Here is a 17,096-nt window from a genome sequence, read left to right as displayed (position 1 = left end):
GTCCGGCCGCGCGCGCCGCGGTCGCGGCGGTCAGCGCAGGCCGGTGCCCCGCGCGAGCGCGGTGTCGATCAGCGTCGACAGCAGCGTCGGGTAGTCCACCCCGGTGACCTCCCACATCTTCGGGTAGGCGGACTTCGTGGTGAACCCGGGCATCGTGTTGACCTCGTTGATCACCAGGTCGCCTTCCTCGGTCACGAAGAAGTCGACGCGGGCGAGGCCCTGGCAGTCGAGCGCGCGGAACGCCTCGACGGCCATCGCGCGCAGCCGGTCGGTGAGCGCGTCGTCCAGTTTGGCCGGGATGTCCAGTTCGGCGTCCTCGCCGAGGTACTTGGTTTCGAAGTCGTACCAGGCGTCCTCGCCCTCGGCGAGCACCCGGATCTCCGCCGGGAGCGACGCCTCGACGCGGCCGTCGGGGAATTCCAGCACGCCGCATTCGACCTCGCGCCCGCGCACCGCGGCCTCGACGAGCACCTTCGGGTCGGTGCGCCGGGCCAGTTCGATCGCGGCGTCCAGGCCGGCCCAGTCGGCGACCCGGGAGATCCCGACCGACGAACCGGCGCGCGAGGGCTTCACGAACACCGGCAGGCCAAGGCGTTCCCGGTCCGCTTCGGCCAAAGTGGACTGTCCGCGGCGCAGCGCGGCGTAGGTGCCGACCGGCAGCCCTTCCGCGGCGAGCAGCTTCTTCGCGTATTCCTTGTCCATCGCGGCCGCGCTGGCGAGCACGCCGGGGCCGACGTACGGAATGTCGGCGAGTTCGAGCAGGCCCTGGATGGTGCCGTCCTCGCCGAAGGCGCCGTGCAGCACCGGGAAGACGACGTCGACGGTGCCGAGCACCTCGGTGGCCTGGCCCGGGTCGACGGTGCGCAGCTCGCGGCTGGTCGGGTCGCCGGCGAGCACGAGCGCGCGGCCGGACTCGACCGACGGCAGCTCGCGGCCCTGGATGCTGAGCTGCTTCGGGTCGCCGGTGCCGAGCACCCAGCCGCCGTTCGGCGTGACGCCGACCGGGAGCACCTCGAAGCGGTCCGGATCCAGGTTCGAGATCACACTGCCCGCGGACAGGCACGAGATGGTGTGCTCGCTGCTGCGGCCACCGAACACGACCGCGACCCGGATCTTTTCAGCGCTCATAGCCGGTCACCGTACCGGGTGAGCCTCGTCAACAGCGCGCGCCGGGGGTGTCTGCGCTGGTCGGGAGGGTCGAGCCGCTGGTCGGCGAGTCCGCGAGGCGGCCAGCGCGAACCACCCCAACCCGCGCACCGCGAGGAACGCTGTCCCGGCCAGGACGAGGACCGTGAAGTCCGGCAGCGTCTGGAACGCGACGTCCACCGGCAGCCAGCCGCCGTAGCTGAGCAGGCCGACTCCGACGAACACCGCCGCGTACAGCGCCGCTGCGGCGATGAGATGTCCGACCAGCGGCCGCACCGCTACCCGGCGAAAACCCTTGTCCCGCAAGAGTTCCGGCAGTTTTCGCGCGCGACGGATCTGTCGGCGGGTCGCCAAAACCATCGCGGCGAGGGCCAGGAGAGCGACGCCGTCGATGACGCCGTAGGTGAGCAGGAAACCGTTGCCGATCTCCGGGGCCGGTGCGCCCGCGAGCATCGCGAGGGTGTGGTGGAACGGCGCGCCGTTGTCCAGCAGGACCGGGTTGCGCGAGGTCAGCACCACCAGGCCGACCTGCTGGTTCGGCAGAAAGCCCAGGTTGGCGTGGTAGCGGGTCAGGTCGCCGTCGTGCTGGACGACCGGCTGGCCGTGGAGAGTGCCGGTGCCCCAGCCGGATCCGTAGTGGTCGATGCCGTCGATCGCGTGGTCGTCGCCGGTCGGGACGGCCGCGCTGTGCATCAGGCGCAGGCTTTCGGCGGACAGCGGACGGACGCCGCGGTAGGCGCCGGTCATCTGGAAGGTGAGGTAGTGGCTGAGGTCCTCGGCGGTCGAGACCAGGTAGCCGTCAGGCAGCGCGCCCGGGAAATCCGGTGTTTCCATCGGCACGTTCAGGCCGAACAGCACCGACGAGCCCTCGATCAGACCCGCGCGACGGGCGTCGGCGAGGTTGGTGAAGGTGCGGTTCATGCCGAGCGGGGCGAGGACGTGCGCTTTGAGGTAGTCGGCGTAGCTCTGGCCGGAAACCTGCTCGACCAGCAGACCCAACGTCGCGTAATTCTTGTTGCAGTAGTGGAAAGCGGTGCCTGGGCGAGACACCGGGACGACGTCGGCGAGTGCGCGGACGCGCTGTTCCAGCGTGGTTTCCGGCTCATAGAGGTCGACGGTGCCCGCTTCGGTCGGCAGCCCGCTGGTCTGGTTCAGCAACTGCCGCACGGTGATCGGATCGTTGGATCCGGCGGTGCGGAACCACGGCAGGTACGCGGTGATCGGGGTGTCCAGGCCGACTTTGCCCGCGTCGACGAGCTGCATGACTGCCATGGCGGTGAACGATTTGCTCAGCGAGCCAAGCAGAAACGGCGACTGCGGCGTCACGTCGGGGCCGACCGCGCCGGTCGTCACCTTGCCGTCCGCGGGCACCAGCGCGTAGGACGACGGCGGACCGCCCGCCAGTTCTTCACGCAAGTGCGCTACCGCAGTGTCTGCTGGCTGCGCTGAGGCCGGTGCGGCGAACACCGCCAGCATCGCGGTCGCCATCGCTGCTACCCGGATCCGCCAAGTCATCCCGCACTCCTCCGCGCGCCGAACTGATCGGCAAAAGCCTCGCGGAGCAGCGGATCCGGCACCATGAAGCTGACCGGCGGACCGAAGGTAGGGCTGGCCCCCGTAGTCAGCGGAGAAGATCGACCAGCGTCGGCACCGCGGCCATCAACGCTTCCCGCGAGCAGCCCGCGTAACCCAGCGCGATGCCGTGCACCGTCGGCGTTCCGGCGAAATGCCGCGCCAGCCCGTCGAGCCGGATCGAATGCCGTTCCGCCGCGGCGATCAACTCGGCCTCGGTCTCGGCGCTTTCCGTCCGCACCACCAGATGCGCGCCGGCGTCGTCGCCGACGAACGGGATTCCGGCGTTCGACAGCGCGGTCACCAGCACCGTCCGGCGTTCGGCCATTTCCCGGCGCAGCTTCCGCAGGTGCCGGCCCAGATCGCCGGTCCGGGCGAGTTCGACGAGCACCCGCTGCCCCGCCGGCGACGGACGGGTTCCGGTGAGATCCCGGTACGCCAGAATGGAATCGGCCACCGAAGCGGGCGCGACGAGCCAGCCCGCGCCGAGGGTCGGGGTGAGGATTTTGCTGGTGGTGCCGAGGTGCACGACGACGTCCGGGGCGAGCGCGGCCAGCATCGGCAGCGGGGCGACGTCGAAGCGCAGCTCGCCGTCGTAGTCGTCCTCGATGACCAGCATGCCTTCCGCGCGAGCGCGTTCCACGAGCTGCACGCGGCGGGCCGCGCTCATCCGGCTGCCCATCGGGTACTGGTGCGCGGGCGAGCAATAAACGGCGCGCGCCCCGGCGGGAATCGCGTCCGGACGAAGACCTTCCTCGTCCACCGGAACGCCGACAACGGTGAGCCCGGCCTGCCGGAACGCTTGCACCGCACGCTGATAACCCGGTTCCTCGAAGGCCACGACCGCACCTCGGCGCAGCACGGCAGCGGCGAGTTCCACGACAGCCGCAGTGGTACCGCCGGTCGCGAGCACCGAACCGGCGGCCAGACCGCGGTGGCGCAGCAGGTGTTCCGACACGGTCGCGCGGTATTCCGGCAACCCGGCGCGGTGCGCGCGCGTGAGCGGCTCGGGATCGGCGGCGGCCCGCCACGCTCGCCGCCAGGCCGCGCGGTCGAGGCCGCCAGCCCACGGCGTACCCGGCGCGAGGTCCAGCAACGGGGCTTGTTCCGCCTCGGCGAGCAGCGAACCGGGCACCGTGACGGACGCGGCGGCGCGGGTCGGCGGAGTGGTCACGTAGGTGCCGGAGCCGTGTCGGCCGGCGATCCAGCCTTCCGCGTGAAGTTGCTCGTACGCAGCCGAAGTGACAGTGCGCGAGACGCCGAGCCGTTCCGCCAGCGCGCGCGTGGACGGCAGCCGGTCGCCGCCGCGGAGATGCCCGCCGGCCGCGGCTTCGCGCAAGGCGTCGGCCAACTGCACGGCCAGCGGGGTGGCCGCTTCGCGGTCGAGACTGACCGGCAGGGCGGTGTCGGCGTAGGACACGGCGGACCTCCGTTACGGCGAAGTGGACTTCTCAAGTGTAGAAGAAGTGGACATTCAACGTAGCCACTTGGCCGCCGCACACTGAACGCATGAGCAGCCTTTCGCCCACCGAACGCACCACGCTCGGCCGCAAACGCCACCGCGCCGCCAGCGAGCGCGCGGTCCTGCACGCCGTGCTCGACGAGGCGCTGATCTGCCACCTCGGCGTGGTCCGCGACGGCGTCCCGCTGGTGCTGCCCACCGGATACGGCCGCGACGGCGACACCCTGTACCTGCATGGTTCCACGGGCGCGGCCAGTCTGCGAGCCGCGACCGGGGAAACCGACGTGTGCGTGACGGTCACCCTCCTCGACGGCATCGTCTACTGCCGCTCGGTGAACAACCACTCGGTCAACTACCGCAGCGCGGTGATCCTCGGCAAGGCCCGGCTGGTGACCGACCCGGACGAGAAGATGCGCGGCCTGCACGTGCTCACCGACCACCTCTCCCCCGGTTCGTGGGAGCACGCTCGCGCGGTGAACAAGAAGGAATTCGCCGCGGTGTCGGTCATCGCGCTCGACCTCGCCGAAGCGTCGGTGAAACTCCGCGCCGAAGGACCGGACGACGAGCCCGAAGACGTCACCGCAAATGCCGCCTGGGCCGGAGTACTGCCGGTGCGCACGGTCTTCGGCGAGCCGGAACCGTCCGCTGACCTGCCGCCCGGCTGGACCGTGCCCGAACACGTCACCGCACGCGTCACGAAGGCAGCGGCAACCGCACGGTGAATACCGTCCGCCCGGGGCGGCGGCTCTCCAGCGAGACCGTCCCGCCGTGCTCCACCACGAGCGAATGCACCACTGACAACCCCAGCCCGGTGCCGCCAGCGGCCCGGGTGCGGGAGTTGTCGACGCGATAGAACCGGTCGAAAATCCGCTGCTGATCCGCTGCGGAAATCCCCGGTCCGTCATCGGTGACGGTGGCGACGGCCATCCCGTCGGCCACCGTCACCGCCAACTCCACGGGCGTTCCCTCCGCGGTGTGCACCGCGGCGTTCGCGAGCAGGTTGTCCAGGACTTGCCGCAGCCGCGCCGGATCCGCGTGCAGCAACACCGGTTCCTCCGGAATCGAGACCGTCAGCGGATGTCCCGGCCGACCGGCCCGGAACGCGTCCGCGGCGGCCGCGGCGATCTCGGTGAGATCCATCCGCTGCGGGCGCACCGGCGGTTCGACGTCGCGCGCGTCCAGCCGCGCGAGCAGCAGCAGATCGTCCACCAGCACGCTCATCCGCGCGGTCTCGGCCCGGATTTTCTCCAGGTGCGCCTCGCGTTCCTCGGGTTCGTTCGCGGCGGCGTAACGGAAAAGATCGGCATAGCCGCGGATCGACGTCAACGGCGTCCGCAGCTCATGCGAAGCATCGGCGACGAACCTGCGCAGCCGATCGTTCGCCTCGGTGCGCGCGGCCAGCGAGGATTCGATGTGGCTCAACATCAAGTTGAACGCCGTCCGCAGCTCCTCGACCTCCGCGCCGCCACCCGTGCCGGACGCGCGCACCGGCAAATCCGCCGTGGCGGTGAGGTCGTGCGAGGCGATGTCGTGCGCCGTGCCAGCCATGTCCGACAACGGACGCAATCCGCGCCGCAGCACCACGCGGCCCGCGACAACGAGAATCGCCAACGCGATGAGAAACGCGAGCACTTCGATCAACATCAGCTGCTGCACGGTGTTGTCGAGATCGGCTTGCGGCGCGGCGCTCAACAGCACGGTGCCGGTCCCGTTCTGCGAGGTCTCCACCGGACAGGCCCGGACGCGGTAAGAACCCTGACCGGGCAAGGCGATCGTGCGAAACAGGTCGCCGCTGGTCGCTTCTTCGGCGACCTGCGCCAACGGCCGCACGTCGTTCGGCAACGTGCTTCCCGGCTGCGGGACGGCGTGCCCCTCCCGCACATCGAAAACCGCGGAGTACCAGGAGTAGACGACTTCCGGATTGTCCTTCGATTCGCGCAGATGCGGCACCTGCGCGACCTGGCTCGTCTTGAGCTGCTCGTCGAGCCGCCGGTTGAGGTAATCGTGCATCAGCTCGACGGTCAGCGCGCCGACGATCGCGAACACCACCAGCGACAACGCGCCCAGCCCGAACGCCAGCCGCGTGCCGAGCCGGGAAGCGCGCCAAGCCCGGTACCACCGGCGAGCCCAGCGCCCGACCCGGTTCACCGGCCCGCCTGTCGCACGGAATACCCGACGCCGCGCACGGTGTGGATCAGCGGTTCGGCCTCGGTGTCGAGCTTGCGCCGCAGCCGCGAGATCGCGAGTTCGACCACATTGGACCGTCCGCCGAAGTCGTACTCCCAGACGTGGTCGAGGATCTGCGCCTTGGTGAGCACCGCGGGCGAACGCCGCATCAGGTAACGCAGCAGCTCGTATTCGGTCGGCGTCAGCTCGGCGAGCTGGCCGCCGCGCCGGACTTCGTGCGTCTCCTCGTCCAGGGTGAGATCGCCCACCTGCAGCACCACCGTGCGGGTATCCGGCTTCTCGGACGTCCGCCGCAGCACCGCACGCAGCCGCGCCATCAACTCCTCGACGGAGAACGGCTTGACGAGGTAATCGTCACCCCCGCGGGTGAGTCCGGCGATGCGGTCGGCGGTCGCGTCCTTGGCGGTCAGGAACACCACCGGCACCGCGTCGTGTTTCTCGCGCAGCTTGTCGAGCACGGTGAAGCCGTCGAAATCGGGCAGCATGAGGTCGAGCACGACGATGTCGGGAGCGAACTCCGCGGCGCGCGCGAGCGCGTCGGCGCCGCAACCGGCCGTCACGGCCTGCCAGCCCTCGTAACGGGCGACGGTCGCGACCAGGTCGGCGATGTGCGGCTCGTCGTCCACGACGAGCAGCCGCACCGGGTTCGGGTTCTCCACCCCGCCATCCTCCGCGACGTCCGCGCGGGCGCGCGAGCCGAACCCCCGGCTGACAGCGACTCGACAGGAAACCTGTCGCGCGCATCGGGCATTCCGGGCAGACTCCGGACCGGCAGCAACCCTGGCACAAGGAGCCCGATGACCTCGTACGTGGACAACATCACCGTCGACTGCGCCGACCCGTGGGCTCTGGCCCAGTTCTGGACCAAGGTGACCGGCCGCCCGGTCGGCGAGGACGACCGGCAAGGCGATCCGGAGATCGGCATCAGGCTCGAGTCCGGCGTCACTCTCCTGTTCATCGCCGTCCCCGAACCCAAGACCGTCAAGAACCGGCTGCACGTCTGCCTGAAGCCAGACGGCGGGACCCGTGACGAAGAGGTGGAGCGGCTGCTCAAGCTGGGCGCGACGCTGCATGCCGACCACCGCCGCGAGGACGGCGGCGGCTGGATCGTGCTGCGGGATCCCGAAGGGAACGAGTTCTGCGTCGAGCGCAGCCTGGCGGAGATGGCGTGACCGATTCGTTCGAGATCAACCGCGCCAACTGGGACGACCGCGCGCCGATCCACGCGCGCTCGGCGTACTACGAGTTCGACAAGTTCAAGGCCGATCCCGCGCACCTGAGCCAGATCGTGCGCTTCGACCAGCCGCGGCTCGGCGACGTTTCCGGGCTGCGCACCGTGCACCTGCAGTGCCACATCGGCACGGACACGCTGTCGCTGCACCGGCTCGGGGCCAAGATCTCTGGTCTGGACCTTTCCCCGGCATCGCTCGCCGAGGCGCGCGAGCTCGCCGACGCCACCGGCGCGGACATCGACTACCACGAGGCCAACGTCTACGACGCGGTGGAAGTCTTCGGCGAAAACGCGTTCGACCTGGTGTACACCGGGATCGGCGCGATCTGCTGGCTGCCGAAGATCGCGCCGTGGGCCGAGGTGGTCGCGCGGCTGCTGCGGCCCGGCGGACGGCTCTTCATGCGCGAAGGCCATCCGATGCTGTGGACGCTCGACGACGAATCCGAACGCGCGTGGCCGAAGTACGACTACTTCGAGCACGACGAACCGCTCGTGTTCAGCGACGACACCACCTACGTCGACACGGACGAACCGCTGCGCACGACGACCACGCACAGCTGGAACCATTCGCTCGGCGAGATCGTCACCGCGCTGCTCGACCATGGCCTGATCCTGACCGGGCTGACCGAGCACGACACCGCGGCGTGGAACGCGTTGCCCAACGAGATGGAAGAGGCCGGGGGCGGCGAATGGCGGTTGCGGGACAACCCGCGCCGGATCGCCGCGAGCTACACCCTGCAGGCGCGGCGCCCCGCATAGAGTGCGGGGCATGACTCGCATCGCCGTCGCCGCGCTGGGCGGCACCATCTCGATGGCTCCCGGACGTTCGATCGAAGACGGCGTCGTGCCGCGGCTCAGCGCCGAGGACCTGCTGGGGGACCTGGGTTCCCGGCTGCCGATGGAGATCACCGCGGCGACGCTCGCCGGGCTGTCGAGTTCGTCGATGGACTACGCGACGCTCGCGCGGACCCGGCAGTGGGGCGTCGAGCAGATCGAGGCGGGCGCGGACGGTCTCGTGGTGGTGCAGGGCACGGACACGCTGGAGGAAACGGCGTACCTGTTCGACCTCACGTGGCCGTCCGACGCACCGGTGGTGATCACCGGCGCGATGCGGAACCCGAGCCTGCCCAGCCCGGACGGGCAGGCGAACATCCTCGCCGCGCTCGCGGTCGCCGCCGATCCGCGCAGCCGCGGCCGGGGCGCGCTGGTGGCGTTCAACGACGACGTGCACGCGGCGCGCTGGGTTCGGAAGACGCATTCCAGCCACGTCGAAACGTTTTCGTCGCGGCCGGCGGGCCCGCTCGGCATGGTCGCCGAAGGAGCGGTGCACTACTTCCACCCGTCGCCGCCGCGCCTGCCGGTGCTGCCGGGAGCCGAAACCGTCGATCTCGTTCCGCTGCTGGAATCAGGTCTCGAAGACTCGGGCGAACTGCTGTCGCTGGTCCTCAAGGGCGGCGCGCGCGGCGTAGTGGTGGCCGCGAACGGCGTCGGACACGTGTCGACCGGAACCGCGGACGTGATCGCAGCGGCCGAAGTACCGGTGGTCGTCGCGTCCCGGACCGGCGCGGGCCCGACTTTCCGCGGCACCTACGGGTTTCACGGCTCCGAATCGAGCCTGATCCGGATGGGCGCGACGATGGCCGGCTGGCTCTGCCCGCGGAAATCGCGGATCCTGCTGCAGGTTCTGCTCGCGGCGGGCGTCTCCCGGGAGGAGATCGAACGGCAGTTCAGGCTGCGCGGCGACCTCGACCGCTGATCACGCCCGGAACGGCCCGTCGACCGGATTCGCCTGGTACGACCGCATCTGCCGGCCGCCCTGGCGGTAGACGTGCACGCTGATCGCCGGGTCCGGGCCGTCGTTGCGCACCTCGTGCACGTAGCCGGGCCCGAACACGCGCGACTGCCCGGCGGACAGCCCGTGCACCTCGGTCACCGCACGCCCGCCAGGGGCGCGCCGCGCGACGGTTTCGGTCAGCCGCCCGGACACGACGGTGAACGCGCCGGTCGAGAAGGCGTGGTCGTGCAGGTCGGTGTGCTGGCCGGGAAGCCAGCTGAGCAGCCAGATCTCCTGGTCCTCGGTGCGTTCGACGAGGGCGGAGAACCGCTGGTCGGGGTCGTAGCGCAGCAGGGCGCCCCAGCGCTCCCGGTCAGCGGCCACGTCGACGGCGACGCGGACCGGATGCCGCAGGGCGGGGTTCTCGGGACGCAGCAGGGTGTTGTCCGGAACGGCGAACATGAAAAGAAGTCCTCACGGGAAGAAGATGGGTGTCGAACTGGGCCGGGACGGTTTCACCGACAACAGCGACACGACATGCCCATGACGGGGCGGAGGTCGTCAGACCCCGGCCGCATCGTCATCTCGCACGTCAGCATGCCGCACAGAGAACCAGCCCCGGACCGCCCGGTCAACCCGTCTCACCCCCTGGACCGCCCAGGTGAGCGCAGGTTCACACCCTGGCGCACCCGCTCGTGCGCGGCAACGCCGGTTCTAACCGGCAGCGCCGCTCACGACACCCAGCCCGCTCGCCAGGCCGAGCTTCCCGCCTTCGAAACTCGTGCGCGGCAATGCCGGTTCTAACCGGCCCCGCCACTCACGAGACCCCAGCCACCGCCAAGCCGAGCGTGCTCAGCCCCACAAGCCCTCGCCGCTCGTGAGTGTTCATGCCGGTTCTAACCGGCACCACCACTCACCAGATCGAGCTTTCCCCGAGGCCGCCACCCCTCACACCCTCGTGCGCGGCAATGCCGGTTCTAACCGGCACCGCCACTCACAAGTCTCAGCGCCACTCCGGCTTCCGAGACCGCCCGAGCAGTTCCGCGCCGGCCTGCCGCGGGTCGACGCCCTCGTGGCACACCCGGTACATCGCGTCCGTGATCGGCATGTCGGCCCCGTGGCGCTGCGCCAGTTCGCGGATCGACGAGCACGACGCGACACCCTCCGCGACCTGCCCGCCGGTCGCCGCCTGCGCCTCGGCCAGCGTCTCGCCGCGGCCGAGGCGTTCGCCGAAGGTGCGGTTGCGCGACAACGGCGACGAGCACGTCGCGACCAGGTCGCCGAGCCCGGCGAGTCCGGCGAAGGTCAGCGGGTCCGCGCCGAGTTTCGCGCCGAGCCGCGCCATTTCGGCGAGTCCGCGCGTGATGAGCGTCGCCATCGTGTTCGCGCCCAAGCCCATCCCGGCGGCCATCCCGCAGCTGAGCGCGATCACGTTCTTGCACGCGCCGCCGAGCTCGCAGCCGACCACGTCGGTGTTGGTGTAGGGCCGGAAATACTGGTTCGACGTCGCCTGCTGCACCGCTTTCGCGCGCTCGTGGTCGGCGCACGCGAGCACCGCGGCGGCGGGCTGCCCGGCGGCGATCTCGCGGGCCAGGTTCGGCCCGGACACCACCACGATCTCGCCCGGATCGACTTCGGCGAGTTCGGCGATCACCTCGCTCATCCGCTTGAGCGTGCCCAGTTCCACGCCCTTGGCGAGGCTGACCAGGATCGCCTCGGGCGGGAGCAGCGGCCGCCAGCCGGTGAGATTCGCGCGCAGGCTTTGGCTCGGCACCCCGAGCACGACCGCTTGCGCGCCGTCCAGCGCCTCGGCCGCGTCGGACGTCGCGGTGATCCGGTCCGGCAACGTCGTTCCCGGCAGATACGACTCGTTGGTGTGCCGCTCCCGGATTTCCTCGGCGACGCTTTCCCGGCGCGCCCACATCGTCACGTCCCGGCCCGCGTCGCCGAGCACCTTCGCGAACGCGGTGCCCCACGAACCCGCGCCGAGCACGGTGACCCGCTGCACGTCGGCGGCGAAACCCGCCATCAGGCACCGTCCTCCGGCTTCTCGGCCTCCGCCTTGGGCTCGGCGGTGATCTCCGCCTTGGTGTCCGCCGCCGCGTCCGTTTCCGGCTTCTTCGCGGGCGGTTCCTCCTGCCGGATCTCGGCCAGCAGCCGGGTCACCTCGTCCATCAGCACCGCGGTGACCTCGCGCAGCGTCGAGGCGCTGCGCGGGTTCGCGCCGCGGAACCGCGACAGGTCGATCGGGTCGCCGACCAGGTGCGTCACCGTCTTGCGCGGGAACGGCGTGAACTTCTTGGTGTAGCCGTTGAAGATCTGGTTCGTGCCCCAGCGCGCGATCGGGATCACCGGCACGTCGTTCTGCAGCGCCAGCCGCGCCGCGCCGCTGTAAGCCTCCTTCGGCCAGCCCAGCGGGTCCTTCGTGATGGTGCCCTCGGGGTAGATCACGATGACCTTGCCCTCTTCGAGCGCCTGGTGCGCGGCCTTGAGGCTGTCGCCCGCCGCGCTCGACCCGCGCGCCACCGGGATCTGCCCGGACCCGGTCACGATCCGGCCGAAGACCGGCACGTTCTTCAGGCTCGCCTTGAGGAAGAACCGCGGCACCCGCTTCTGCCGGTGCACGAACACCGCGTCGACCGGCGGGTCGAGGTGCGAGATGTGGTTCATCACCAGCACCGCGGGCCCTTGCCGGGGGATTTTCTCCGCGCCGAGGTACACCCGCTTGCCGATCGCGGTCATCGGGTAGAACGCGGCGGCGGCCAGCCCCACCCAGAATCCGCCCTTCTCACGCCGTGCCACAGTTCTCCTCCTCGGGTCGCCTCTGCTCCGGGTGATCCTGCCGCGCGCCGGTTCGCGCAGTCCAGGGAGGGTGCACTCACGCACGCGCGCGAGCGGTTTCGGGTAAAGATGGACAGGTGGACGCAGACCTGGTCATGCCGCTGAAACCGCCGGGCGCGGGCAAGTCGCGGCTGCGCGGCGCGGTCGCCGCGCACCGGCACGCCGAACTGGTGCTGGCGCTGGCCTGCGACACGCTGGCCGCGGTCACGTCGGTCGCCCGCGTCCGCCGCGTGCTCGTCGTCACCTCCGATCCGGCCGCGCTGTCCGAATTGGCCGGTCTCGGCGTCGAACTGGTCGCCGAACCGGCGGGCGGCGGGCTCAACGAAGCGTTGCGCCACGGCGCGGAGCTGCTGCGCGCGGACGCGCCGGACGGAGTCGTCGGCGCGCTCCAAGCGGATCTCCCCGCGTTGCGCGCGGTGGATCTGGAACAGGCGCTCACCGAAGCCGCCGGCCGGCGCGCGGTGGTCTTCGACCGGCAGGGCACCGGGACCACGCTGTTGCTGTCCGCGCCGGGGAAACCGCTCGACCCGCACTTCGGTGCCGGTTCCGCGGAACTGCATCGGGCGTCCGGTGCGATTCCGCTCACCCAGGCATTGCCGTCGCTGCGCAGCGACGTCGACACCGAAGATGATCTGCGCCACGCCGCGCGACTCGGTCTCGGGAAGCGCACCGCGGCGTTGCTCCCGGCCGAACGGACGCAATTGCGCTGACGTGTTCACTCGACCTTCATCGCGGCCTGCGCAAACCGCGGCTTCGTAGTGAACAATGGGCAGCGTGAGCACAGAAGACGGCAGCACTCCGGCCCGGCGGCGCGTGAAGAGCGGCAGCAGCGCGTCCCCCTCGTCCCCGGCCCCGCGCACCGCGGGCGGGAAGGCGACCTCGCGCGGGAACGGCGACGCCGCGGCGGCCCGCCGGGCAAAACCCAAGGCGGCTCCGGCTGAGGACAAAGACAAACCGGCCAAGCGCAAAACCGCCTCGTCGAGCGCGCTGCGCACCTCGGCGAAGAAACCCGCCGCGCCGCCCGCCGCCGCGCGATCGCGCCGGACCACGACCGAGAGCGGCGAGGAATTCCGCTCCGTCCCCTCGGCCCCGCCCGCCGTCACGTCCGCGCCCACCGCCGTCGAGTCGCTTCCCGACGACCGTTATTTCAACCGCGAGCTGTCCTGGCTCGACTTCAACGCCCGCGTGCTCGCGCTGGCCGAGGACGAATCGCAGCCGCTGCTCGAACGGGCCAAGTTCCTCGCCATTTTCGCGTCCAATTTGGACGAGTTCTACATGGTCCGGGTCGCCGGGCTGAAACGGCGCGACGGCACCGGCCTCTCGGTGCGCAGCGCGGACGGGCTCACGCCGCGCGAACAGCTGGACTACATCGCCAAGCGCAACCAGGACCTGGTCGAGCGGCACACCGCCGCGTTCAAGGAGCACCTGCGCCCGCAGCTGGCCGAGCAGGACATCCGGATCGTCGGCTGGTCCGACCTGTCCGGGGCCGACCAGCTCCGGCTGTCGAGCTACTTCTCCGAGCAGATCTTCCCGGTGCTCACGCCGCTCGCGGTCGACCCGGCGCACCCGTTCCCGTACATCTCGGGGCTGTCGCTCAACCTCGCGGTGACGGTGCGGGATCCGCAGGGCGGGCTCGAACGGTTCGCGCGCGTGAAGGTGCCGAGCAACGTGCCGCGGCTGATGCGCGTGGAAACCGAACGCGGCAACCGGACCGCGACCTTCCTGCCGCTCGAGGAACTGATCTCCGCGCACCTGAGCGATCTGTTCACCGGCATGGAGGTCACCGAGCACCACGTCTTCCGCGTCACCCGCAACGCCGACTTCGAGGTCGAGGAAGACCGCGACGAGGACCTGTTGCAGGCCTTGGAACGCGAGCTGGCGCAGCGCCGGTTCGGCCCGCCGGTGCGGCTCGAGGTCGCGCAGGACATGAGCGAGCACATGCTCGAACTGCTGCTGCGCGAGCTGGAAGTCGATCCCGAGGACGTCGTCGAGGTGCCGGGTCTCCTCGACCTCACCTGCCTGTTCCAGCTGTCCGCGGTCGACCGCAAGGAGTTGAAGGACCGGCCGTTCGTGCCCGCGACGCATCCGGCGTTCGGCGAACGCGAGACGCCCAAGAGCGTGTTCGCGACGCTGCGCGAGGGCGACGTCCTGGTGCACCACCCGTATGACTCGTTCTCCACGAGCGTGCAGCGGTTCATCGAACAGGCCGCGGCCGACTCGAAGGTGCTGGCGATCAAGCAGACGCTGTACCGGACGTCGGGCGATTCGCCGATCGTGGACGCGCTGATCGACGCCGCCGAGGCGGGCAAGCAGGTCGTGGCGCTGGTGGAGATCAAGGCGCGGTTCGACGAGCAGGCCAACATCACCTGGGCGCGCACGCTGGAACGCGCGGGCGTGCACGTCGTGTACGGCTTGGTGGGCCTCAAAACGCACTGCAAGGTGTCGATGGTGGTGCGGCAGGAGGGTTCGACCATCCGCCGCTACTGCCACATCGGCACCGGCAACTACAACCCGAAGACCGCGCGGCTGTACGAGGACCTCGGCCTGCTCACCGCGGACCCGAGCATCGGCGCGGACATCACCGACCTGTTCAACGTCCTCACCGGCTACTCGCGCCAGGACACCTACCGCACGATCCTCACGTCGCCGCACGGCATCCGCCGCGGCATCGTGCGCGCGATCGGCGAGGAGATCGAACTCGCGCGCGCCGGGCTCGACGCGGGCATCCGGATCAAGTGCAACTCGCTCGTGGACGAGCAGGTGATCGACGCGCTGTACCACGCGTCGCAGGCAGGCGTTCCGGTCGACGTGGTGGTGCGCGGGATCTGTTCGCTGAAGCCGGGCGTCGAGGGCTTGAGCGAGAACATCCGCGTCCGCTCGATCCTCGGCCGGTTCCTGGAGCATTCGCGGGTGTTCAACTTCCGGGCGGGCGGCACGCACTGGATCGGCAGCGCGGACATGATGCACCGCAACCTCGACCGCCGGATCGAGGCGCTGGTGCGGGTCAAGGACCCGAGGCTGACACGGCAGCTGGACGAGGTGTTCGATTCGGCGCTCGATCCGCACACGCGCTGCTGGGTGCTCAGTTCCTCGGGCGAATGGCAGCCGTTCCCGGCCGCCGGTTCGCAGGTGCGCGACCACCAGCTCGAACTCGCGAAGCTGCACGGGGCCGTCGGATGAGCGTGGACGTCCGGGCCGCGGGCGCGGTGCTCTGGCGCCGTGCCGGGGCGGGGATCGAGGTAGCCGTCGTGCACCGGCCCCGCTACGACGATTGGTCGCTGCCGAAGGGAAAGGTCGACCCCGGCGAAACGATCGCGGCCACCGCGGTGCGCGAGATCGCCGAGGAGACCGGGTTCCGCGCGGTGCTGGGCCGCTATGTCGCGCAGACGAGGTACGAAGTCCCCGCGAAGAACAACGGGCGGCTGCTGCGCAAGAGCGTCGACTACTTCAGCGGCGAAGCCGTCGAGGGAGCCTTCGCACCCAACGAAGAGGTCGACGAACTGCGCTGGCTGGACCCGATCGCGGCCGAGCAGCTGCTCACCCGGCCGGCGGATGTCCGGGTGCTGCGCGAGTTCTGCGCCCTCCCGCCCGCGCCGACGACGGTGTTGCTGGTGCGGCACGCGAAAGCGGGCAAACGCGAAGACTGGACCGGCGACGACGACCTCCGCCCGCTGTCGGAAGCCGGCCAACGCCAAGCGGCCGCACTGCGAGACCTGCTGCCGCTCTTCGGCCCCGACCGGGTGTTCTCCGCACCGCGGCTGCGCTGCGTGCAGACCGTCGGCGGAATCGCGGACGCACTCGGCGTCGAGGTGCGGCACGAGCCGTTGCTGTCGGAGGAGGGCTACTGGCCCGACCCGCTGCTCGGAATCCGCCGCCTGCTGGCGATCGCGGCCGACGGGGGCACTCCGCTGATCAGCAGCCAGGGCGGGGTGATCCCGGACCTGGTGAGCGCGCTGGCGGACCGGGACGGCCTGGAACTGCCCGCCGCCCGCGACGGGGTGGTGCCGAGCAAGAAGGGCTCGCTGTGGGTCCTGTCGTTCTCCCCCGGCGACGACGGACCGGTTCTGGTGGGCGCGGACTATTACCCGAGCCCGCTGCCCGCTCCGGTGCCTTCGGCAGGCTGATTTTTTCACCAGGGGCCCGGCGTGCGCGCCGGGCCCCTTCTCGTGCGCGCTCTTCGGCGATTCGGATTATATAGAGACCGGTATTGCTGAGCGCCGCTCAGCAGTTATCCGCGGGTCCGGCATAAGCGACGTCCGAGACACGCTCGCGGGGTTTATTTACCCCCGGCGGGGATTTATCTCCGGGCGTCGGATTAGCCCTCCCGGACCGACCTCTTCGGGGAATCCGATCGCCTTCCCGGACGGCCCCGAATCTGTTGTCTTATCAGCAATTCGGCGGGTTCTCCCCGGAGCCCGAACAGGCCGCCGACCTCGGGAAACGCTGTCTTCCCACTGCCCCAACACCATCCGGGCAGGCGCTCCGGCAACCCTGGCGGGGCAGCGAATTCGCGACCTCCGGAGAGACTCGCCACACCGGCTCGCCTGCCCCGCTGTCCCGCCTCGCCCGGAAACCCCGCGACCACAACGGGGTCTGGCTGACCACCGCTCGCCCCGCCTCGAAACCCGCCCGCCACAACAGCTCGCCCGCCCTCTCGCAGCAGGTCGACACCGCAATCGCCCCCGCAGCGCCATCCCCGCAACGCGCCCGGTCCGCTCGTCCGGGCACCCCTCAGCCACCCGCGACCCGCCGCCGTCCAGCCACAATCCCAGCCCCCGCAACCTCGTCCGACTCCCCGCCCGAAGCACCCCACGCAGCCGCAACCTAACCCGCACCAGCACAACAACCCTGCCCCTGCTCACCGCGCGAAGCACCCACCCAGA

15 protein-coding genes are annotated in these 17,096 nt (G+C 70.4%); 7 read left to right on the top strand and 8 right to left on the bottom strand.

Annotation, left to right across the window (positions count from 1 at the left end):
• Window positions 1–30 precede the first annotated feature (30 nt).
• The 3 genes from EIZ44_RS05010 to pdxR form a co-directional block, all read right to left on the bottom strand.
• On the bottom strand, window positions 31–1,128 hold the full coding sequence (locus EIZ44_RS05010; RefSeq protein WP_134727840.1) for a D-alanine--D-alanine ligase family protein: 1,098 nt from the start codon (window positions 1,126–1,128) through the stop codon (window positions 31–33).
• Window positions 1,129–1,134: 6 nt separating this feature from the next.
• On the bottom strand, window positions 1,135–2,661 hold the full coding sequence (locus tag EIZ44_RS05005) for a serine hydrolase domain-containing protein (protein WP_134727839.1): 1,527 nt from the start codon (window positions 2,659–2,661) through the stop codon (window positions 1,135–1,137).
• Window positions 2,662–2,767: 106 nt separating this feature from the next.
• On the bottom strand, window positions 2,768–4,138 hold the full coding sequence (gene pdxR / locus EIZ44_RS05000) for a MocR-like pyridoxine biosynthesis transcription factor PdxR (RefSeq protein WP_037811720.1): 1,371 nt from the start codon (window positions 4,136–4,138) through the stop codon (window positions 2,768–2,770).
• 89 nt (window positions 4,139–4,227) lie between these two features.
• On the opposite strand from pdxR, the gene EIZ44_RS04995 reads away from it, so the two are divergent.
• Complete coding sequence (locus EIZ44_RS04995; RefSeq protein ID WP_037811721.1) at window positions 4,228–4,902, top strand: pyridoxamine 5'-phosphate oxidase family protein; 675 nt, start codon at window positions 4,228–4,230, stop codon at window positions 4,900–4,902.
• On the opposite strand, the gene EIZ44_RS04990 is transcribed toward EIZ44_RS04995, so the two are convergent.
• Together EIZ44_RS04990 and EIZ44_RS04985 are read right to left on the bottom strand one after the other, a co-directional pair.
• Window positions 4,874–6,328 (bottom strand): sensor histidine kinase, encoded by a 1,455-nt coding sequence (locus tag EIZ44_RS04990; RefSeq protein ID WP_037811722.1) that lies wholly within the window; start codon window positions 6,326–6,328, stop codon window positions 4,874–4,876. The two genes, EIZ44_RS04995 and EIZ44_RS04990, sit on opposite strands and share 29 nt — an antisense overlap.
• A complete protein-coding gene (locus tag EIZ44_RS04985) occupies window positions 6,325–7,026 on the bottom strand; it encodes a response regulator transcription factor (RefSeq protein WP_134727838.1) in 702 nt (233 codons plus the stop codon). Before EIZ44_RS04985 ends, EIZ44_RS04990 begins: the two co-directional genes overlap by 4 nt.
• Window positions 7,027–7,164: 138 nt before the next feature.
• On the opposite strand from EIZ44_RS04985, the gene EIZ44_RS04980 reads away from it, so the two are divergent.
• Genes EIZ44_RS04980 through EIZ44_RS04970 form a run of 3 tightly spaced genes read left to right on the top strand, consistent with a single transcriptional unit; the run spans window position 7,165 to window position 9,354 of the window.
• Window positions 7,165–7,539, top strand: a complete 375-nt coding sequence (locus tag EIZ44_RS04980; RefSeq protein ID WP_134727837.1) for a VOC family protein — start codon at window positions 7,165–7,167, stop codon at window positions 7,537–7,539.
• Window positions 7,536–8,357 (top strand): class I SAM-dependent methyltransferase, encoded by an 822-nt coding sequence (locus EIZ44_RS04975; protein ID WP_134727836.1) that lies wholly within the window; start codon window positions 7,536–7,538, stop codon window positions 8,355–8,357. The genes EIZ44_RS04980 and EIZ44_RS04975 overlap by 4 nt, the downstream gene beginning before the upstream one ends.
• Before the next feature lie 10 nt (window positions 8,358–8,367).
• Complete coding sequence (locus tag EIZ44_RS04970; RefSeq protein ID WP_134727835.1) at window positions 8,368–9,354, top strand: asparaginase; 987 nt, start codon at window positions 8,368–8,370, stop codon at window positions 9,352–9,354.
• Here the strand turns inward: EIZ44_RS04970 and EIZ44_RS04965 are convergent, their stop codons facing one another.
• The 3 genes from EIZ44_RS04965 to EIZ44_RS04955 form a co-directional block, all read right to left on the bottom strand.
• Window positions 9,355–9,834, bottom strand: coding sequence for a cysteine dioxygenase (locus EIZ44_RS04965; protein ID WP_134727834.1), 480 nt, complete (start codon window positions 9,832–9,834; stop codon window positions 9,355–9,357). It abuts the gene before it with no gap.
• Window positions 9,835–10,375: 541 nt separating this feature from the next.
• Window positions 10,376–11,401, bottom strand: coding sequence for an NAD(P)H-dependent glycerol-3-phosphate dehydrogenase (locus EIZ44_RS04960; protein WP_043835439.1), 1,026 nt, complete (start codon window positions 11,399–11,401; stop codon window positions 10,376–10,378).
• The gene (locus tag EIZ44_RS04955) at window positions 11,401–12,114 is read right to left on the bottom strand and encodes a lysophospholipid acyltransferase family protein (RefSeq protein WP_240691229.1); all 714 of its coding nucleotides are present in this window, start codon (window positions 12,112–12,114) and stop codon (window positions 11,401–11,403) included. Before EIZ44_RS04955 ends, EIZ44_RS04960 begins: the two co-directional genes overlap by 1 nt.
• Before the next feature lie 176 nt (window positions 12,115–12,290).
• Here EIZ44_RS04955 and cofC point away from each other — a divergent pair, with 176 nt between their 5' ends.
• The 3 genes from cofC to EIZ44_RS04940 are packed head-to-tail and all read left to right on the top strand — an operon-like array spanning window position 12,291 to window position 16,337.
• On the top strand, window positions 12,291–12,923 hold the full coding sequence (gene cofC / locus EIZ44_RS04950; protein ID WP_134665553.1) for a 2-phospho-L-lactate guanylyltransferase: 633 nt from the start codon (window positions 12,291–12,293) through the stop codon (window positions 12,921–12,923).
• Window positions 12,924–12,978: 55 nt separating this feature from the next.
• Window positions 12,979–15,393, top strand: a complete 2,415-nt coding sequence (locus tag EIZ44_RS04945) for an RNA degradosome polyphosphate kinase (RefSeq protein ID WP_199817566.1) — start codon at window positions 12,979–12,981, stop codon at window positions 15,391–15,393.
• Window positions 15,390–16,337, top strand: a complete 948-nt coding sequence (locus tag EIZ44_RS04940) for an NUDIX hydrolase (RefSeq protein WP_037811730.1) — start codon at window positions 15,390–15,392, stop codon at window positions 16,335–16,337. The genes EIZ44_RS04945 and EIZ44_RS04940 overlap by 4 nt, the downstream gene beginning before the upstream one ends.
• The last annotated feature ends 759 nt before the right edge of the window (window positions 16,338–17,096 follow it).

The organism is Amycolatopsis nivea, from assembly GCF_004522235.1.
Taxonomy (GTDB): domain Bacteria; phylum Actinomycetota; class Actinomycetes; order Mycobacteriales; family Pseudonocardiaceae; genus Amycolatopsis; species Amycolatopsis nivea.
Note: the sequence above shows the minus strand (reverse complement) of the source record. Positions and strands in the feature narration are given on the sequence as shown.

Bases quoted from the DNA above. Each gene is read 5' to 3' on its own strand.
- EIZ44_RS05010 (WP_134727840.1), bottom strand. From the start codon at position 1,128: ATGAGCGCTGAAAAGATCCGGGTCGCGGTCGTGTTCGGTGGCCGCAGC.
- EIZ44_RS05005 (WP_134727839.1), bottom strand. From the start codon at position 2,661: ATGACTTGGCGGATCCGGGTAGCAGCGATGGCGACCGCGATGCTGGCG.
- EIZ44_RS04995 (WP_037811721.1), top strand. From the start codon at position 4,228: ATGAGCAGCCTTTCGCCCACCGAACGCACCACGCTCGGCCGCAAACGC.
- EIZ44_RS04980 (WP_134727837.1), top strand. From the start codon at position 7,165: ATGACCTCGTACGTGGACAACATCACCGTCGACTGCGCCGACCCGTGG.
- EIZ44_RS04970 (WP_134727835.1), top strand. From the start codon at position 8,368: ATGACTCGCATCGCCGTCGCCGCGCTGGGCGGCACCATCTCGATGGCT.
- EIZ44_RS04965 (WP_134727834.1), bottom strand. From the start codon at position 9,834: ATGTTCGCCGTTCCGGACAACACCCTGCTGCGTCCCGAGAACCCCGCC.
- EIZ44_RS04960 (WP_043835439.1), bottom strand. From the start codon at position 11,401: ATGGCGGGTTTCGCCGCCGACGTGCAGCGGGTCACCGTGCTCGGCGCG.
- EIZ44_RS04955 (WP_240691229.1), bottom strand. From the start codon at position 12,114: ATGACCGCGATCGGCAAGCGGGTGTACCTCGGCGCGGAGAAAATCCCC.
- EIZ44_RS04945 (WP_199817566.1), top strand. From the start codon at position 12,979: ATGGGCAGCGTGAGCACAGAAGACGGCAGCACTCCGGCCCGGCGGCGC.
- EIZ44_RS04940 (WP_037811730.1), top strand. From the start codon at position 15,390: ATGAGCGTGGACGTCCGGGCCGCGGGCGCGGTGCTCTGGCGCCGTGCC.